11 protein-coding genes and 1 pseudogene are annotated in these 14,590 nt (G+C 72.5%); 2 read left to right on the top strand and 10 right to left on the bottom strand.

What is annotated here, in order from left to right; genetic code table 11:
- Nucleotides 1-46: 46 nt before the first annotated feature.
- The 8 genes and pseudogenes from prfA to ACSBPG_RS08540 form a co-directional block, all read right to left on the bottom strand.
- The gene (gene prfA, locus ACSBPG_RS08575; RefSeq protein ID WP_435536717.1) at nt 47-1,120 is read right to left on the bottom strand and encodes a peptide chain release factor 1; all 1,074 of its coding nucleotides are present in this window, start codon (nt 1,118-1,120) and stop codon (nt 47-49) included.
- Entirely contained in the window at nt 1,117-2,427 is a 1,311-nt protein-coding gene (gene hemA / locus ACSBPG_RS08570; RefSeq protein WP_435536716.1) for a glutamyl-tRNA reductase, read from the bottom strand. Before hemA ends, prfA begins: the two co-directional genes overlap by 4 nt.
- A 29-nt stretch (nt 2,428-2,456) precedes the next feature.
- Nucleotides 2,457-3,641, bottom strand: a complete 1,185-nt coding sequence (gene ispG, locus ACSBPG_RS08565) for a flavodoxin-dependent (E)-4-hydroxy-3-methylbut-2-enyl-diphosphate synthase (protein WP_435536715.1) — start codon at nt 3,639-3,641, stop codon at nt 2,457-2,459.
- A 177-nt stretch (nt 3,642-3,818) separates the two neighbouring features.
- Nucleotides 3,819-4,721, bottom strand: a complete 903-nt coding sequence (locus ACSBPG_RS08560) for a DUF4115 domain-containing protein (RefSeq protein WP_435536796.1) — start codon at nt 4,719-4,721, stop codon at nt 3,819-3,821.
- Nucleotides 4,722-4,907: 186 nt separating this feature from the next.
- Nucleotides 4,908-5,150 (bottom strand): annotated as a pseudogene (locus ACSBPG_RS08555) (helix-turn-helix domain-containing protein); the annotation flags it as partial.
- Nucleotides 5,151-5,337: 187 nt separating this feature from the next.
- On the bottom strand, nt 5,338-7,626 hold the full coding sequence (gene ptsP, locus ACSBPG_RS08550) for a phosphoenolpyruvate--protein phosphotransferase (RefSeq protein WP_435536714.1): 2,289 nt from the start codon (nt 7,624-7,626) through the stop codon (nt 5,338-5,340).
- A 188-nt stretch (nt 7,627-7,814) separates the two neighbouring features.
- Nucleotides 7,815-8,894, bottom strand: coding sequence for an NAD(P)H-dependent flavin oxidoreductase (locus ACSBPG_RS08545; protein ID WP_435536713.1), 1,080 nt, complete (start codon nt 8,892-8,894; stop codon nt 7,815-7,817).
- Between the two features lie 39 nt (nt 8,895-8,933).
- On the bottom strand, nt 8,934-10,169 hold the full coding sequence (locus ACSBPG_RS08540; RefSeq protein ID WP_435536712.1) for an aspartate kinase: 1,236 nt from the start codon (nt 10,167-10,169) through the stop codon (nt 8,934-8,936).
- A 162-nt stretch (nt 10,170-10,331) separates the two neighbouring features.
- Between ACSBPG_RS08540 and ubiG the strand changes: the two genes are divergently transcribed.
- Both ubiG and ACSBPG_RS08530 read left to right on the top strand, forming a co-directional pair.
- Complete coding sequence (ubiG, locus tag ACSBPG_RS08535; protein WP_435536711.1) at nt 10,332-11,075, top strand: bifunctional 2-polyprenyl-6-hydroxyphenol methylase/3-demethylubiquinol 3-O-methyltransferase UbiG; 744 nt, start codon at nt 10,332-10,334, stop codon at nt 11,073-11,075.
- Between the two features lie 97 nt (nt 11,076-11,172).
- Nucleotides 11,173-13,380: an esterase-like activity of phytase family protein gene (locus tag ACSBPG_RS08530; protein ID WP_435536710.1), complete on the top strand. Its 2,208-nt coding sequence runs from the start codon at nt 11,173-11,175 to the stop codon at nt 13,378-13,380.
- 119 nt (nt 13,381-13,499) lie between these two features.
- Here the strand turns inward: ACSBPG_RS08530 and ACSBPG_RS08525 are convergent, their stop codons facing one another.
- Both ACSBPG_RS08525 and ptsN read right to left on the bottom strand, forming a co-directional pair.
- Nucleotides 13,500-14,060 (bottom strand): Uma2 family endonuclease, encoded by a 561-nt coding sequence (locus tag ACSBPG_RS08525; protein WP_435536709.1) that lies wholly within the window; start codon nt 14,058-14,060, stop codon nt 13,500-13,502.
- A gap of 69 nt (nt 14,061-14,129) precedes the next feature.
- Nucleotides 14,130-14,588 carry a PTS IIA-like nitrogen regulatory protein PtsN gene (gene ptsN / locus ACSBPG_RS08520; RefSeq protein ID WP_435536708.1) on the bottom strand — a complete coding sequence of 153 codons (459 nt, stop codon included), beginning with the start codon at nt 14,586-14,588 and terminating at the stop codon, nt 14,130-14,132.
- Between the last annotated feature and the right edge of the window lie 2 nt (nt 14,589-14,590).

Genomic DNA, 14,590 nt, shown 5'->3' with positions numbered 1-14,590 from the left:
GTTGGGTGGGGGACCGGCACGGGCACGCCGCCAAGGGGACGGCGCATCACCGCAGCTCGCTGAGGCGCAGCGCCTCGTCCTCGGCGACGAGGGCGTCGATCACCTCGTCCAGCGCCTCGCCCAGCATCACCTTGTCGATCTTGTAGAGGGTCAGGTTGATGCGGTGGTCGGTGACGCGCCCCTGCGGGAAGTTGTAGGTGCGGATGCGCTCCGAGCGGTCGCCGGAGCCGACCTGGCTCTTGCGGTCGGCGGCGCGGGCGGCGTCCTTGGCGGCACGCTCCTGCTCGTAGAGGCGGGCGCGCAGCACCTTCATGGCCTTGGCCTTGTTCTTGTGCTGGCTCTTCTCGTCCTGCTGGCTCACCACGATGCCGGTCGGCAGGTGGGTGATGCGCACCGCGCTGTCGGTGGTGTTGACCGACTGGCCGCCCGGCCCCGAGGAGCGGAAGACGTCGATGCGCAGGTCCTTCTCGTCGATGTGGACGTCGACCTCCTCGGCCTCGGGCAGCACCGCCACGGTGGCGGCCGAGGTGTGGATGCGCCCCTGCGCCTCGGTGGCCGGCACCCGCTGCACGCGGTGGACGCCCGACTCGAACTTCAGGCGGGCGAAGACGTTGCGGCCGGTGATGTTGGCGATCGCCTCCTTGTAGCCGCCAAGCCCGGTCTCGCTGACCTCCATCGCCTCGAAGCGCCAGCCGTGCAGGCCGGCGTAGCGGCGGTACATGTCGAACAGCTCGGCGGCGAACAGGGCCGCCTCCTCGCCGCCGGTGCCGGCGCGCACCTCGAGGATGGCGTTCTTCTCGTCCGCCTCGTCCTTGGGCAGCAGCGCCACCTGCACCGTGCGCTCGAGCGCCGGCAGGCGCTCCCGCAGCGCCCGCAGCTCCTCCTCGGCCAGGGCGCGCATCTCGGCGTCGCCGGCGGCGTCGGCGGCCATGGCGGCGAGGTCGGCGGCCTCGCCGCGCGCCTTCCTGAGGGCGCCGATCGCCTCGGCGACCGGGGTGAGGTCGGCGTACTCCTTGGACAGGCGGGCGAACTCCCCGGAATCGGCGGCGCCGGCGGACAGCGCGTCGCGCAGTTCGTCGTGGCGGGCCAGGACCCTGTCGAACTTCTCTTCCAGGCTCACGTTCGCTCTTCCTCGTTGCTCGGGTCGGTGGCCTCGGCCTCCCCCGACGTTCCCTCATCCAGGCGGAACAGGCGGAACAGCAGCCGCTCCGCCGCCGCCCGTTCCGCCAGCTCGCCGCCGTCGGCGGCGGCCAGCGACCGCAGCATCTCCGACGGGCGGTGCAGCAGCCGGTTGACCAGCAGCCGGGTCACCGCGCCGGCGTCCAGCGCGCCGTGCTCCCGCAGGACGCGCAGCCGCTCCGCCTCGAAATGGGCGCGCAGCGCCGCCACCGCCGGCACCGCCGCCCGCGCCGCACGGTCGCGGACGAAGTTGGCGACCGTCTCGTCGACGATGGCGCGGGCCGCCTGCAGCGCGCCCTGCCGGCCCACCCGCCCCTCCAGCGCCACCCGCTCCAGGTCGGCCAGGTCGTAGACGTAGGCGTCGTCGATCCCGCCCACCGCCGGATCCACGTCGGCCGGAATGGCGGTGTCGACGACGAACACCGGACGGTAGCGCCGCCGCCGCAGCGCCGCCTCCACCGCCCCGGCCGCCAGGATATAGCGCCCCAGGCCGGCCGCGGTCACCACGATATCGGCGCCGGCCAGGGCGCCGTCGGCCTCGGCCCAGGGGACGAAGTGGGCGTCCAGCCGCCGCGCCGCCGCCGCCGCGCGGCGGTCGACCGGGGCGGCGACCGTGACCTGCGGCAGCCCCGCCTCCCGCAGCCCCTCCAGGACCAGCGTCCCCATGTCGCCGAGCCCGAGCAGCAGCGCCGAGGTGCGCTTGAGGTTGCCGTGCAGGTCGCGCGCCACCTGCACCGCGGCGGCGACGATGGAGGTGGCGCCCTCGGCGATGGCGGTCTCGCTGCGCACCCGCTTGGCCGCCGCGTAGGCCGCCTGCAGCACCGCCTCCAGCTCGGGGCCGGTGGTGCCCGCCGCCACTGCCAGGCGGTGCGCCGCCTTGAGCTGGCCCAGCACGTGCGGCTCGCCGATGATCTGGCTGTCGAGCGACGCCGCGACATCGAAGACGTGCCGCACCGCCGCCTCGCCGGTCAGGGTGGCGAGCTGGCCGGTCAGGGTGGCGGTATCCTCCAGCCCCAGCCGCTCCGCCATCAGGCCGGCGACCTGCAGGGCCGCCTCCAGCGGCCGCGGATGCACCCCCTGCACCTCCACCCGGTCGCAGGTGCTCAGCCACAGCGCCTGCTCGAAGCCGATGCCCTTCAGCCGCTCCAGAAGCTCGGGCACCTCGGCCTCCTCGGTGGCGAGGCGGTCGCGCAGGGAGCCCGAGCAGGTGCGGTGGCTGGCGCCGACGACGAGGTAGGAGGCGATCACCGATGCGTTCCGAACTTGGGCCGGAGCCGTCACTCGGCGGCTTCGGCGGCTCCCGCGGCGGCTCCCGAGGCGGCTCCCGAGGCGGCGGACGGCGCCGCGGCCGCTTCCGCCGCCTTCGCCGCCTCGATGGCGGCCGCCTTCTCCTCCACCATGGCGACGAGGTGGTCGACGATGTCCTGGTTCTTCAGCCGGTGGTCGGGCTGGCCGGCGACGTAGATCTGGTGGGTGTCGTTGCCGCCGCCGGTCAGGCCGATGTCGGTCTCGCGCGCCTCGCCGGGGCCGTTGACGACGCAGCCGATCACCGACACCGTCAGCGGCGTGGTGATGTGGGCGAGGCGCTGCTCCAGCACCTCGACCGTCTTGATGACGTTGAAGTTCTGCCGCGCGCAGCTGGGGCAGGAGACGACGGTGACGCCGCGCCGGCGCAGCCCCAGCGACTTCAGCAGATCGTAGCCGACCAGCACCTCCTCGGTGGGGTCGGCCGAGAGCGAGACCCGCACGGTGTCGCCGATCCCGGCCCACAGCAGCATGCCGAGGCCGATGGAGGACTTCACCGTGCCGGCGCGCAGGCCGCCGGCCTCGGTGATGCCGATGTGCAGGGGATAGTCGCAGGCCTCCGCCAGCCCCTGGTAGGCGGCCACGGCGAGGAACACGTCGGACGCCTTGACCGAGATCTTGAACTCCCGGAAGTCGTGGTCCTCCAGGATCTTGGCGTGGTTGAGGGCGCTCTCGACCATGGCCTCCGGGCAGGGTTCGCCGTACTTCTCCAGGAGGTCCTGCTCGAGCGAGCCGGCGTTGACGCCGATGCGCATGGAGCAGCCGTGGTCCTTGGCCGCCCGCACCACCTCGCGCACCCGGTCGGCCGAGCCGATGTTGCCCGGGTTGATGCGCAGGCAGGCGGCCCCGCTCTCGGCCGCCTCGATGGCGCGCTTGTAGTGGAAATGGATGTCGGCGACGACCGGCACCTTGACCTGCCGCACGATGTCCTTGAGGGCCAGCGCCGACTCGCGGTCGGGGCAGGAGACGCGGACGATGTCGACGCCGACGCGCTCCATGGCCTGGATCTGCTCCACCGTCGCCTTGACGTCGGCGGTGGGCGTGTTGGTCATCGACTGCACCGAAATCGGCGCGTCGCCGCCCACCGGCACCGCGCCGACGTGGATCTGGCGGGAGGGGCGGCGCTGGATCTGGCGGTAGGCGCGCACACTGCTCATCGCGGACTGGCCTTCACTGCGGAACCGGGGGCGAGCCGCCCTTATAGCGCACCCGCCGCTGCGCCTGAAGTGCGCATGCCCGATGCCGTTTCCAAGGGAAGGAAACGCCCGGCCGGGCGCCGCCCAAGCAGGTTTGCCCAGGCCGGGCCATCTGCGGCTCGATCGGGGCAAACCTGCTTAGCGCAGGGCCGGAGCGTCGAGGGCGACGTCGCGCAACACCTGGCCGCTCGCCCCCAGCGGGGTGCCGGCGACGCCGTCGACGATGACGATCAGCCCGCCGGCGTTGCCGGTGCGCAGGCGCACGCCCGGACGGTCGGGCACGCGGTAGACGTCGCCGGGGCGCAGCACGCGGGTGAACAGCAGCTCGCCCTTGCCGTCGCGCACCTGCACCCAGCTGTCCTGGGTGGCGCGGAGCTGGATGCGCGACTCCTGGTTCTGCGTGCCGTAGACGCGGGTCGGCGGCGCCGCGGCGGCGGCGGCGGCATCGGCGGCGGCGGTGCTCCCCGGGGTTGCGGCGACGGCCGGCAGGGCCGGGGCGGCGGGCGACAACGGCGTCGGCTCCTGTGCCGGGCCTTCGGCCTCGTCGTCGTCGAGGCCCGCGGCGGACTCCTCGCCGGCCGGCCCCTGCGGAATGGGCACCGGGGCGGCGGCGGGCGGCGGGTTCGCGGCGGCCGGCCCGGCCGTCGGCACAGCGGGGGCCGGAACAGCGGGAGCCGGCGTGGCCGTGGCGCCGCCGGCGGCGGGAGCGGGCGGCGGCTCCGGGGCGGCGGCGACCGTCACGGGCGGCGGCTCGGCCGGTGCCGCGGGGGGGCTCGCCGGCGTCGCCGCCGCGGGCGGGGGAGCCGCAGACGGGGGAGCCGCAGACGGGGGAGCCGCGGACGGGGGCGCTTCGGGCGCCGGCTGACGGGCCGCCGGCACCGGCTCGCTGCCGGCCGCGGGGTCGGCCTCGGCCACCACGGCGGGGGTGTCCGCGCCGCCGTCCGCGGCGGGGGGAAGCTGCGGCTGGGTGGTGGAGCTGAACGGCAGGTTGTCGAGCAGCGAGACGAGACGGTCGGGCAGCGCCGGCACCAGATCGACCATCGAACGATCGGTGGCCGACAGATAGTACCAGCCGCCGTAGACCGTGCCGGCCAGGACCAGGGCGGCCAGCAGGACCGTGCCGCCGGGGACCCGGCCTTCCGGCACCGGTGTGGGGAAGTACAGCTCCTGCTTGGCGGTGCGGCCGGCCACCTCGTCCTTGAAGCGGCGGACGACGACGTCGGCGTCCAGGCCGAGATACTCGGCGTAGGACCGCAGGAAGCCGGCGGCGTACGCGTTGCCGGGCAGGTCGCCGTAGCGCCCGTCCTCGATCGCCTGGAGGAAGACGTAGCGGATGCGCAGCATCGAGGCGACGTCGCGCAGCTCGACGCCGAGGCGCTGGCGCGCCTCGCGCAAGGCGGCGCCGACACCGGCGCCCGATCCGGGTGCGGCGGCGCCGCCCCAGCCGGGGGGATGGGAGGAGGCGTCCATGCCGTCGTTCACCTTGCGCTTGCTGTCGCCCATGAGATCGCCCGTAGCGTCGCCTGGAACGTCGGGGAGGGCCGCCGCACCCTTCCGCGGGGCTGCCCGCCGACACCGCATCGGCCGTCACGGCGGCCAAGGTACATGACCTTCGGCTAGGTCCTTGTAACAAAGGCGTGCCGCGAGGGGCAACCGCTCAAATCAGGATGTCGTGGTCCTTGGCGAACGCACGCAACTTGGTGCGGGCGCTGTGGTCGGGGCGGCCGTACAGTCCGGCCATGTACTGGCGCAGGGCGGCGACGTCGAGGGAGCGCAGCATCGTCTTCACCGGGCCGACCGACGGCGGCGCCATCGACAGGGTGCGGAAGCCGATGCCGATCAGCGCCATGGCGTCGAGCGGCCGGCCGGCCATCTCGCCGCAGATCGACAGCGGCACCCCGGCCCCGTCGCACGCCTCGACCAATTGCCGCAGCAGGCCGAGCATGGGCGGCGACAGCGGGTCGTAGCGGGTGGCGGTGCGCGGGTTGCCGCGGTCACAGGCGAACACGTACTGCATCAGGTCGTTGGAGCCGACCGACAGGAAGTCGACCCGCGCCAGCAGGGCCGGCAGCTGGAACACCAGGGACGGCACCTCGATCATGGCGCCGACGCGCAGGCGGTCGGGCGGCGCGTAGCCCTCGGTGCGCAGCCGCTCGACCTCGCGGTCGAGCAGACGGCGGGCGGCGTCGAACTCGGCGACCTCGGCGATCATCGGGAACATCACCGACAGCGCCGGCCGGCCGGCCGCGGCGCGCAGCAGGGCCCGCAGCTGCTGGCGCAGCAGCATGGGATGGTCGAGGCCGATGCGGATGGCCCGCCAGCCCAGCGCCGGGTTCTCCTCCTCGCCGGCGACGATGTAGGGCAGGATCTTGTCGCCGCCGGCGTCGAGGGTGCGGAACACCACCGGCTTGCTCCCCGCCTCGTCGAGGATGCGGGCGTAGAGCTCCGTCTGCGCCGGCACGTCGGGGTGGGTGGAGCGCACCATGAAGGGGATCTCGGTGCGGTAGAGACCGATCCCCTCGGCACCGCTGGCGTGGAGGTGCGGCAGGTCCATCAGCAGGCCGCAGTTGAGCTGGATGGAGATCGGCACGCCGTCGCGGGTGACCGACGGCAGGGCGCGGCAGGCGACGTACAGCTGCTCCTTGCGGGCACGCAGGGCGACGCTCTCGGCGAACGCCATCTGGATGTCCTCGGCGGGGCGCACGAAGACGGTGCCGTGGTCGCCGTCGACGATCACCGGGTCCAGCGGCTCGATGCGGTTCATGGCGTCGGCGATCTGCACCACCGGGATGTCGAGGGCGCGGGCGACGATGCAGACGTGCGAGGACGGCGAGCCCTCCTCCAGGACCAGGGCGCGCAGCCGGCGCTGGTCGTAGTCCAGCAGCTCGGCCGGCCCCATGGTGCGCGCGACGATGACGATCTCGTCGGGCAGCGTGCCGCCGGCCCCCTCGAAGTTCCGGCCGGCCAGATGCTGGAGCAGCCGGTTGGTGAGATCCTCCAGGTCGAGCAGGCGCTCGCGGATGTAGGGGTCGGTGAGGTGGCTCATGCGGGCGCGGGTGTCGTTCTGCACCTGCTGCACCGCGGCTTCCGCCGTCAGCCCCTTGGCGATGGCGTCGCGGATGCGGGTGAGCCAGCCGCGGTCCTCGGCGAACATGCGGTAGGTCTCGAGGATGTCGCGCGGCTCGCCGAGCGCCGCCAGCGAGGGCGAGGCGAGCAGCGCGTCGAGCGCCCGGTGCATGGCGTTGAGCGCCCCGTCGAGGCGCCGCTGCTCGCCGTCGGCGTCCTCGGCCACCATCTGCCGGATGGTGAGCTGCGGCCGGTGCACCACCGCCAGGCCGGTCGCCAGGCCGCCGCTCAGCGAGCCGCCGGACAGGCGCGCCGGCATCAGGGCGGCGTCGCCGGTGGAGAACACCTCCTGGGGGTTGATCAGCTCGCCCGCCGCGACCAGCTCGGCGACCACCATGGCGATGGTCTGCAGCGTCTCCACCTCCTCCTCGGCGTAGTGGCGCCGGGCCGCGTGCTGGATGACCAGCACGCCGCGCACCTTGCCGCCGCGCAGGATGGGCACGCACATCATCGACTGGAACGGGTCCTCGCCCGTTTCCGGCCGGTAGGCGAAGTTGGGATGGGCGTGGACGTTGTCGAGGGCGACCGGCCGGGCGTGCGCCGCCACGTCGCCGACGATGCCCTCGCCGACCCGCAGGCGCGTCTTGTGGACGGCCGTCTTGTTCAGGCCCTCGGTGGCGAACAGCTCCAGCACCTCGCCGGCGCGCATGACGTAGCAGGAGCAGACGTCCGCCCCCATCTCGGCGCCGATCAGGGTGACGATCTTGTCGAGGCGGTCCTGCCCCGTGCCGGAACCGGCCATGATGTCGCGCAACCGCGCGAGCAGGCGCCGCGAGGCGCTGCCGTCGGAGGGGGCGGTGTGCTGCTTGAGGCTGTCCATGGCGCGCTCAATTCCACGCGGCGGCGGGAAATGCAAGGGCGGAGACGGTCGTGCCCAAGCGGCGGGCAACGCTGGCCGGCACGATCGTCCGGAAGGTCGAGGGCATGGCGATCCCGCGGCTGGGGGGCGAACCGACCTACAATGTGGTGCGGCCGGCGCCCGTTCACAGAGGCGCCGCTCGCGCTTGCCTAAACCGCCCTCTCCTCCACGACCCGGGCGCGCAGGGGCAGCGAGGCGAAGCGTCGCAGCAGGGCGGCCTCGGCCTGGCCCAGCAGCTCGGCGATGATCTCCGCGGTCGGCTGCTCCCGGGTCACCATCCCGACGCTCTGGCCGGCCATCAGCGAGCCGTTCTCCACGTCGCCGTCGATGACGGCGCGGCGCAGGGCGCCGGCCCAGAAATGCTCGATCTCCAGCTGCGCCGCCTCGCGGGTCACCTCGCCGGCGTCGACCCGGGCGATGACCGCGCGCTGGGTCTCCATGAAGCGCTTGGTGCCCTCGTTGGCGAGCGCGCGCACCGGGATCACCGGGAAGCGCGGATCGATCTGCACCGAGGGCTGGGCGTCGCGCGCCGAGGCGCGGATGAACGCCTTCTTGAAGTTGGGATGGGCGATCGATTCGGCGGCGCAGACGAAGCGGGTGCCGAGCTGCACGCCGGCCGCCCCCACCTCCAGCGCCGAGACGATGGCCTCGCCGCGGCCGATGCCGCCGGCCACGAACACCGGCACCTCGCGCACCTCGGGCAGGATCTCCTGGGCCAGCACCGAGGTGGCGACCGGCCCGATGTGGCCGCCGGCCTCCGAGCCCTCGATGATCAGCGCATCCACCCCCATGCGCACCAGCCGCTTGGCGATGACGAGCGCCGGGGCGAACGCCATCACCTTGGCGCCGCCGTCCTTGATGCGCTTGACGGTCGCCGCCGACGGCATGCCGCCGGCGACCACCACATGGCCGACCCGATGCTCGATGCAGACGTCGACCAGCCGGTCGAGGTCGGGGTGCATGTTGATGAGGTTCACGCCGAAGGGATTGGCGGTCAGCGCCCGGGTCGCCGCGATCTCCCGGCCCAGCCGCTCCGGGTCCATCGAGCCGCAGGCCAGGACGCCGAACCCGCCGGCGTTGGAGATGGCGGAGACGAGGGAGCGCTCCGACACCCAGGTCATCGCGCCGCCCATGATGGCGGTCGGCGAGCCGAGAAAGACACACCCCCGGCTCCACAGCCGGTCGAGCCGCCGACGGACCGTCTTCGAGGACGTCGTGCTGGCGCTCATGGCCGGCCTCCCTTCATCGCCTTCCGGGAATCGGCGCCGTCAGGCCGCGTCGAGACCGTAGACGGTGTGCAGCGAGCGCAGCGCCAGCTCCGTGTATTCCTCGGCGATCAGGACGCTGATCTTGATCTCGGAGGTGGAGATGACCTGGATGTTGATGCCCTTGTCGGCCAGCGCCTTGAACATGCGCTGGGCGACGCCGGCGTGGCTGCGCATGCCGACGCCGATCACCGACACCTTCACCACGTTGGGGTCGGAGACGATGCGCCGGTAGTTCAGCTCGCCCTTCTTCTCCTCCAGCACCTTGACGGCGCGGTCGAGGTCGGCCTTGCCGACGGTGAAGGTGAGGTCCGTCGAGGTGCCGTCCTCCGAGACGTTCTGGACGATCATGTCCACGTTGATGGCGGCGTCCGACAGCGGCCCGAAGATGCCGGCCGCCACGCCCGGGCGGTCGGCGACGCCGATCAGGGTGATCTTCGCCTCGTCGCGGCTGTACGCGATGCCGCTCACCACTTCCTTTTCCACGATCTCGTCCTCGTCGACTACCAGGGTTCCGGGAAGCTCGCTGCCGGGGGCGGGCTCGAAGCTGGACAGCACCTGCACCCGCACCCGGTGGTTCATGGCCATCTCGACCGAACGGGTCTGCAGCACCTTGGCACCCTGGGACGCCAGCTCCAGCATCTCCTCGTAGGTGATGCGGTCGAGCTTGCGGGCCTTGGCGACGATGCGCGGGTCGGTGGTGTAGACGCCGTCCACGTCGGTGTAGATGTCGCAGCGGTCGGCCTTCAGGGCCGCCGCCAGCGCCACCGCCGAGGTGTCGGAGCCGCCGCGCCCCAGGGTGGCGAGGCGCCCGTCGGGCGAGACGCCCTGGAAGCCGGCGACCACGGCGACCTCGCCGGTCGCCATGCGCTTCTCCAGCTCGGTGGTGTCGATGGAGACGATGCGCGCCTTGGCGTGGGTGTCGTCGGTGCGGATGGGGATCTGCCAGCCCTGCCAGGAGCGGGCGGGGACGCCGATGGACTGGAGCGCGATCGCCAGGAGGCCGGTGGTCACCTGCTCGCCCGAGGCGACGACGGCGTCGTACTCGCGGGCGTCGTGCAGCCGGTCGATGTCGGTGCAGAACTTGACGAGCTGGTTGGTCGTGCCGGCCATCGCCGACACCACGACGGCCACCTGATGGCCCGCCTTGACCTCCTGCTCGACCTTGCGGGCCACGTTCTTGATCCGCTCGACGTCGCCAACCGAGGTGCCGCCGAACTTGAGGACGATCCGCGCCATTTCCTCACACCATCTGAAGCCGGCCCCGGTGCTGGGGGCCCGGCATGACGCCCCCGCTCCACCGTTGCCGGCGCGGGGCGGCGTATCCATACTCTGTCGGCCGGGACGAAGGCAAGAAGACCCGGCAATGTTTTGATGCGAACAGTTTACGGGATTTCACGAATGACCGCGACCGCCGGCACCGTCGACCCCGACGAAATCGCCCGTTTCTCGGCGATCGCCGCCGAATGGTGGGATCCGGCCGGCAAGTTCCGCCCGCTGCACAAGCTGAACCCGCTGCGCCTCACCCACATCCGCGACACGGTGTGCCGGCGCCTGGGGCGCGAGCCGCACGCCGCCGGCGCGCTGGCCGGGCTCAGCGTCGTCGACATCGGCTGCGGCGGCGGCCTCTTGGCCGAACCGCTGGCCCGCATGGGCGCCGACGTGCTGGGCATCGACGCCGCCGAGCGCAACGTCAAGACCGCCGCCGCCCATGCCGCCGAGACCGGCACCGCGGTGACCTACCGCGCCACCACGGCGGAATCCTTGGCCGCCGAGGGGCGGCGCTTCGACGTGGTGGTGGCGATGGAGGTGATCGAGCACGTCGCCGACGTCGAGCTGTTCCTCAAATCCTGCACCGAACTGGTGGCGCCCGGCGGCGTGCTGTTCCTGGCCACCCTGAACCGCACGCCCAAGAGCTTCGCCCTCGCCATCGTCGGCGCCGAGTACGTGCTGCGCTGGCTGCCCCGCGGCACCCACGACTGGCGCAAGTTCGTGCGCCCGTCGGACCTCGCCAACGGCCTGCGCCGCCACGGCTTCGCCCTGAAGGAGCTGACCGGCGTCACCTACAACCCGCTGACCGACGAGTTCCGCCTCAACCCGCGCGACCTCGACGTCAACTACATGGGCTGGGCGGAACGGGCCTGACGGCGGCGTCACGCGCTGTTCTCCGAACCGTCAAAAATCCTTCACGTTGCGGGGGCTACAAACGCCCGGTCGTCACGGATGCCCGGAGGAACCACCGATGCTCTCCCGCAGTGCGCGCGTTCTCTCGGCCTCGGTCGCGGTGGTCGCCCTGACCGCGGGCCCGGCCGCGGCCGCCTCCTTCCAGCGCGTCGCCACCTTCCCCGTCCACACGAGCCTGCCCGCCGGCACGCCGGCGGACACCGAGACGGCGGCGGAGATCCTGGCCGCCGCCAAGGACGGCACGCTGCTGCTGTTCACCGACTCGCCCTTGGGGTCCCTCGGCTTCCTCGACATCGCCGACCCGGCCGCGCCCAAGGCGGCGGGGCGGATCGATCTCGGCGGCGAGCCGACCAGCGTCGCCGTGCGGGGCGGCCGCGCCCTGGTCGCCGTCAACACCTCCAGGAGCCGTGCCGAGCCGTCGGGCCACGTCGCCGTCGTGAGCGTCGACGACAGGGCGGTCACCGCGACCTGCGACGTCAAGGGCCAGCCGGATTCGGTCGCGGTCAGCCCGGACGGGCGTTTCCTCGCCGTCGCCGTCGAGAACGAGCGCGACGAGGAGGTGAACAAGGGCGCCATCCCGCAGATGCCCGCCGGCCATCTGGCGATCCTCGCGCTCGGCGCCGACGGCGCGCCCACCAACTGCGACGCCGCCGCCATCGTGCCGCTGACCGGCCTGGCCGCCGTGGCGCCGGAGGACCCCGAGCCCGAATACGTCGCCATCAACGGCGCCGACGTGGTGGCGGTGACCTTGCAGGAGAACAACCACGTCGCCCTGGTCGACCTCGCCACGGCCGAGGTGGTCGGCGGCTTCCCCGCCGGCTCGGTCGACGTCGACGGGGTCGACGCCACCACCGACAAGGTGGTGCTGCCCACCGGTGGCCTGAAAGGGCTGAAGCGCGAGCCCGACGCCGTCGCCTGGCTCGGCGACGACCGGCTGGTGACCGCCAACGAGGGCGACTACGAGGGCGGCTCGCGCGGCTTCACCGTGTTCGACGCCAAGGGCGGTGTTCTCTTCGACTCCGGCAACGCGATCGAGCGTCTGGCGACCCGGGTCGGCCATTACCCGGAGAAGCGGGCGGGCAAGAAGGGCACCGAGCCGGAGGGAGTCGCCGTCGCCGCCTACGGCGACGACCGCCTGATCTTCGTCGGCAGCGAGCGCGCCAACATCGTCGCCGTCTACCGCGACCGCGGCGCCGGGCAGGCGCCGGAGTTCGTGCAGGTGCTGCCCACCGGCGTCGGCCCGGAAGGCATCCTGCCGATCCCCGGCCGCGGCCTGCTGGCCGTCGCCAACGAGGTGGACAGCGCCGAGGACGCGGTGCGCTCGACGGTCACCCTCTACCGCCTGGGCGACACCGCCCCCGCCTACCCCACCATCGAATCCGCCGACGTCGACGGCGCGCCGCTCGGCTGGGGCGCCCTGTCCGGGTTGTCCGCCGACCGCAAGGCGGCGGGCATCCTCTACGCCGTTCCCGACAGCGCCTACGCCCGGTCGCGGATCTTCACCATCGACGCCGGCGCCAAGCCCGCCCGCATCACCACGGCCACCGTGCTGAAGAAGGACGGCAAGACCGTCGATTACGATCTGGAGGGCGTCGCCGTCGCCGACGACGGCGGCTTCTGGCTGGTCTCCGAAGGGAACCCCGAGAAGGGCAAGGACAACCTGCTGATCAAGACGGCGGCGGACGGCACGGTGGAGCGGGAGATCCCGCTGCCGCCGGAGGTCGCCGCCGGGGCCAGCCGCTTCGGCTTCGAAGGCGTGGCGGCGGTCGGCGGCGGGGCCGAGGAGCGGGTCTACGCGGTGCTCCAGCGCGAATGGAAGGGCGATCCCAAGGGCCGGGTGCGCGTCGCCCGCTACTCCCCGGCCGAAGGGGCCTGGGGCTTCGTCGGTTACCCGCTGGACACAGTGGAATCCGCGGCCGGCGGTTGGATCGGGCTCAGCGACCTGGCGCCGCTTCCCGACGGGCGCTTCGCCGTCCTGGAGCGCGACAACCAGGGCGGCCCCGCCGCGGCGGTCAAGCGGATCTACGCCGTCGACCTCGCCGCGGCGGGGTTCGTGCCGGCCGGCACGGAGCCGCCGACGGTCACCAAGACGCTTCTCGCCGATGTGCTGCCGGCGCTGAAAGGCCCGGCCGGCTGGACGCCGGACAAGACCGAGGGCCTGACCGTCGCCGCCGACGGGACCGCCTACCTGGTGACCGACAACGACGGCGTCGACGACGCCAGCGGCGAGACCCAGTTCATCGTGCTCGGGCGGCTGGCGGAATAGAGCGGGATCACTCCAGGTGGAATCACCTGGAGTGATCCCGCTCTAAATTCGAATGTTCATCGCAAGATCGCTTTTGGCCGGATCGGCGGAAAGCGATCTTGCTATAGCCGGCCGCCCCGTCACTCGTAGACCGTATCGAGCGCCAGCGTCAGGCCCAGCGACGCCAGTTGGATCTCGCCGTCCGTGACGACCTCGCGCGACCAGCCGTCGCCCTCGCGGCGGTAGAGGTCGACGCGGCGCTCGTCCTGCGCCACCAGAAGGTACTCGCGCAGGGACGGCAGGGTCTGGTAGTTCGCCCGCTTCTCCCGCCGGTCGACGCTCTCGGTCGTCGGCGAGAGCACTTCGATGATCACGGCCGGGGCGTGAACGACGTATTCGTCAGCGTCGGATGTCTCGCAGGTCACGACGACATCGGGATAATAGTAGGCGTTGGCCGCGGCCACCCTGACCTTCACGTCGCTGACATAGGCCTCGCACCCCCGCTCTTTCGCGGCCGGCCGAACCGCGCTGAAGACGTTGCCGACCAGGGTTGCGTGCCTTCGGCTCGCGCCGACCATGGCGAAGATTTCGCCGTCCACGTACTCGTGCCGCACGTGGGCGGCGCGCTCGAGGGCCAGATAATCCTCCGGCGGGATCCAGGGCTTGCGCTGCGCGTCGGGCATGCCATCACTGTAGCGCATCCCCGTCGGAAACCGGAGTCCAATGACGCCGGAGCCCGGCTGTGGGCCGGTGCCGCCGGCGGCGGCCGGTCACGCCGCGTGGCTCGCTTCCTGCTGGGTCAGCAGGGCGTAGATGGCGTCGGCGCTCTCGGAGCCGCGCAGCTTCTCGCACATGGACTGGTCGCGCAGCAGCCGCGACACCCGGGCGAGCGCCTTCAGGTGGTCGGCCCCGGCCTGCTCCGGGGCGATCAGCAGGAAGATCAGATCGACGGGCTGTTCGTCGATGGCATCGAAGTCGATGGGGCGCTCGAGGCGGGCGAAGACGCCGTAGACGCGGTCGAGGCTGGGCAGCTTGCCGTGGGGGATGGCGATGCCATGCCCGACGCCGGTGGTGCCCAGACGCTCGCGCTCCAGGAGGACGTCGAAGATCGCCCGCTCGTGCTGGCCCGTCAGCTCCGCAGCCTTGCGCGCCATCTCCTGGAGGGCCTGCTTCTTGCTGCCGGCCTTGAGGTTCGGAAGGATGGCGCGCGGCGTGATGAGATCGAGCATGA

The sequence above is a fragment of the Azospirillum sp. ST 5-10 genome (genome assembly GCF_051225715.1).
Classification (GTDB): Bacteria; Pseudomonadota; Alphaproteobacteria; order Azospirillales; family Azospirillaceae; genus Azospirillum.
Note: the sequence above shows the minus strand (reverse complement) of the source record. Positions and strands in the feature narration are given on the sequence as shown.

What these genes read in the sequence shown, in the direction of transcription:
- ispG (WP_435536715.1), bottom strand. Translation starts at nt 3,641, where the DNA reads ATGAGCAGTGTGCGCGCCTACCGCCAGATCCAGCGCCGCCCCTCCCGC.
- ACSBPG_RS08560 (WP_435536796.1), bottom strand. Translation starts at nt 4,721, where the DNA reads ATGGTCGATCTGGTGCCGGCGCTGCCCGACCGTCTCGTCTCGCTGCTC.
- ptsP (WP_435536714.1), bottom strand. Translation starts at nt 7,626, where the DNA reads ATGGACAGCCTCAAGCAGCACACCGCCCCCTCCGACGGCAGCGCCTCG.
- ACSBPG_RS08545 (WP_435536713.1), bottom strand. Translation starts at nt 8,894, where the DNA reads ATGAGCGCCAGCACGACGTCCTCGAAGACGGTCCGTCGGCGGCTCGAC.
- ACSBPG_RS08540 (WP_435536712.1), bottom strand. Translation starts at nt 10,169, where the DNA reads ATGGCGCGGATCGTCCTCAAGTTCGGCGGCACCTCGGTTGGCGACGTC.
- ubiG (WP_435536711.1), top strand. Translation starts at nt 10,332, where the DNA reads ATGACCGCGACCGCCGGCACCGTCGACCCCGACGAAATCGCCCGTTTC.
- ACSBPG_RS08530 (WP_435536710.1), top strand. Translation starts at nt 11,173, where the DNA reads ATGCTCTCCCGCAGTGCGCGCGTTCTCTCGGCCTCGGTCGCGGTGGTC.
- ACSBPG_RS08525 (WP_435536709.1), bottom strand. Translation starts at nt 14,060, where the DNA reads ATGCGCTACAGTGATGGCATGCCCGACGCGCAGCGCAAGCCCTGGATC.
- ptsN (WP_435536708.1), bottom strand. Translation starts at nt 14,588, where the DNA reads ATGCTCGATCTCATCACGCCGCGCGCCATCCTTCCGAACCTCAAGGCC.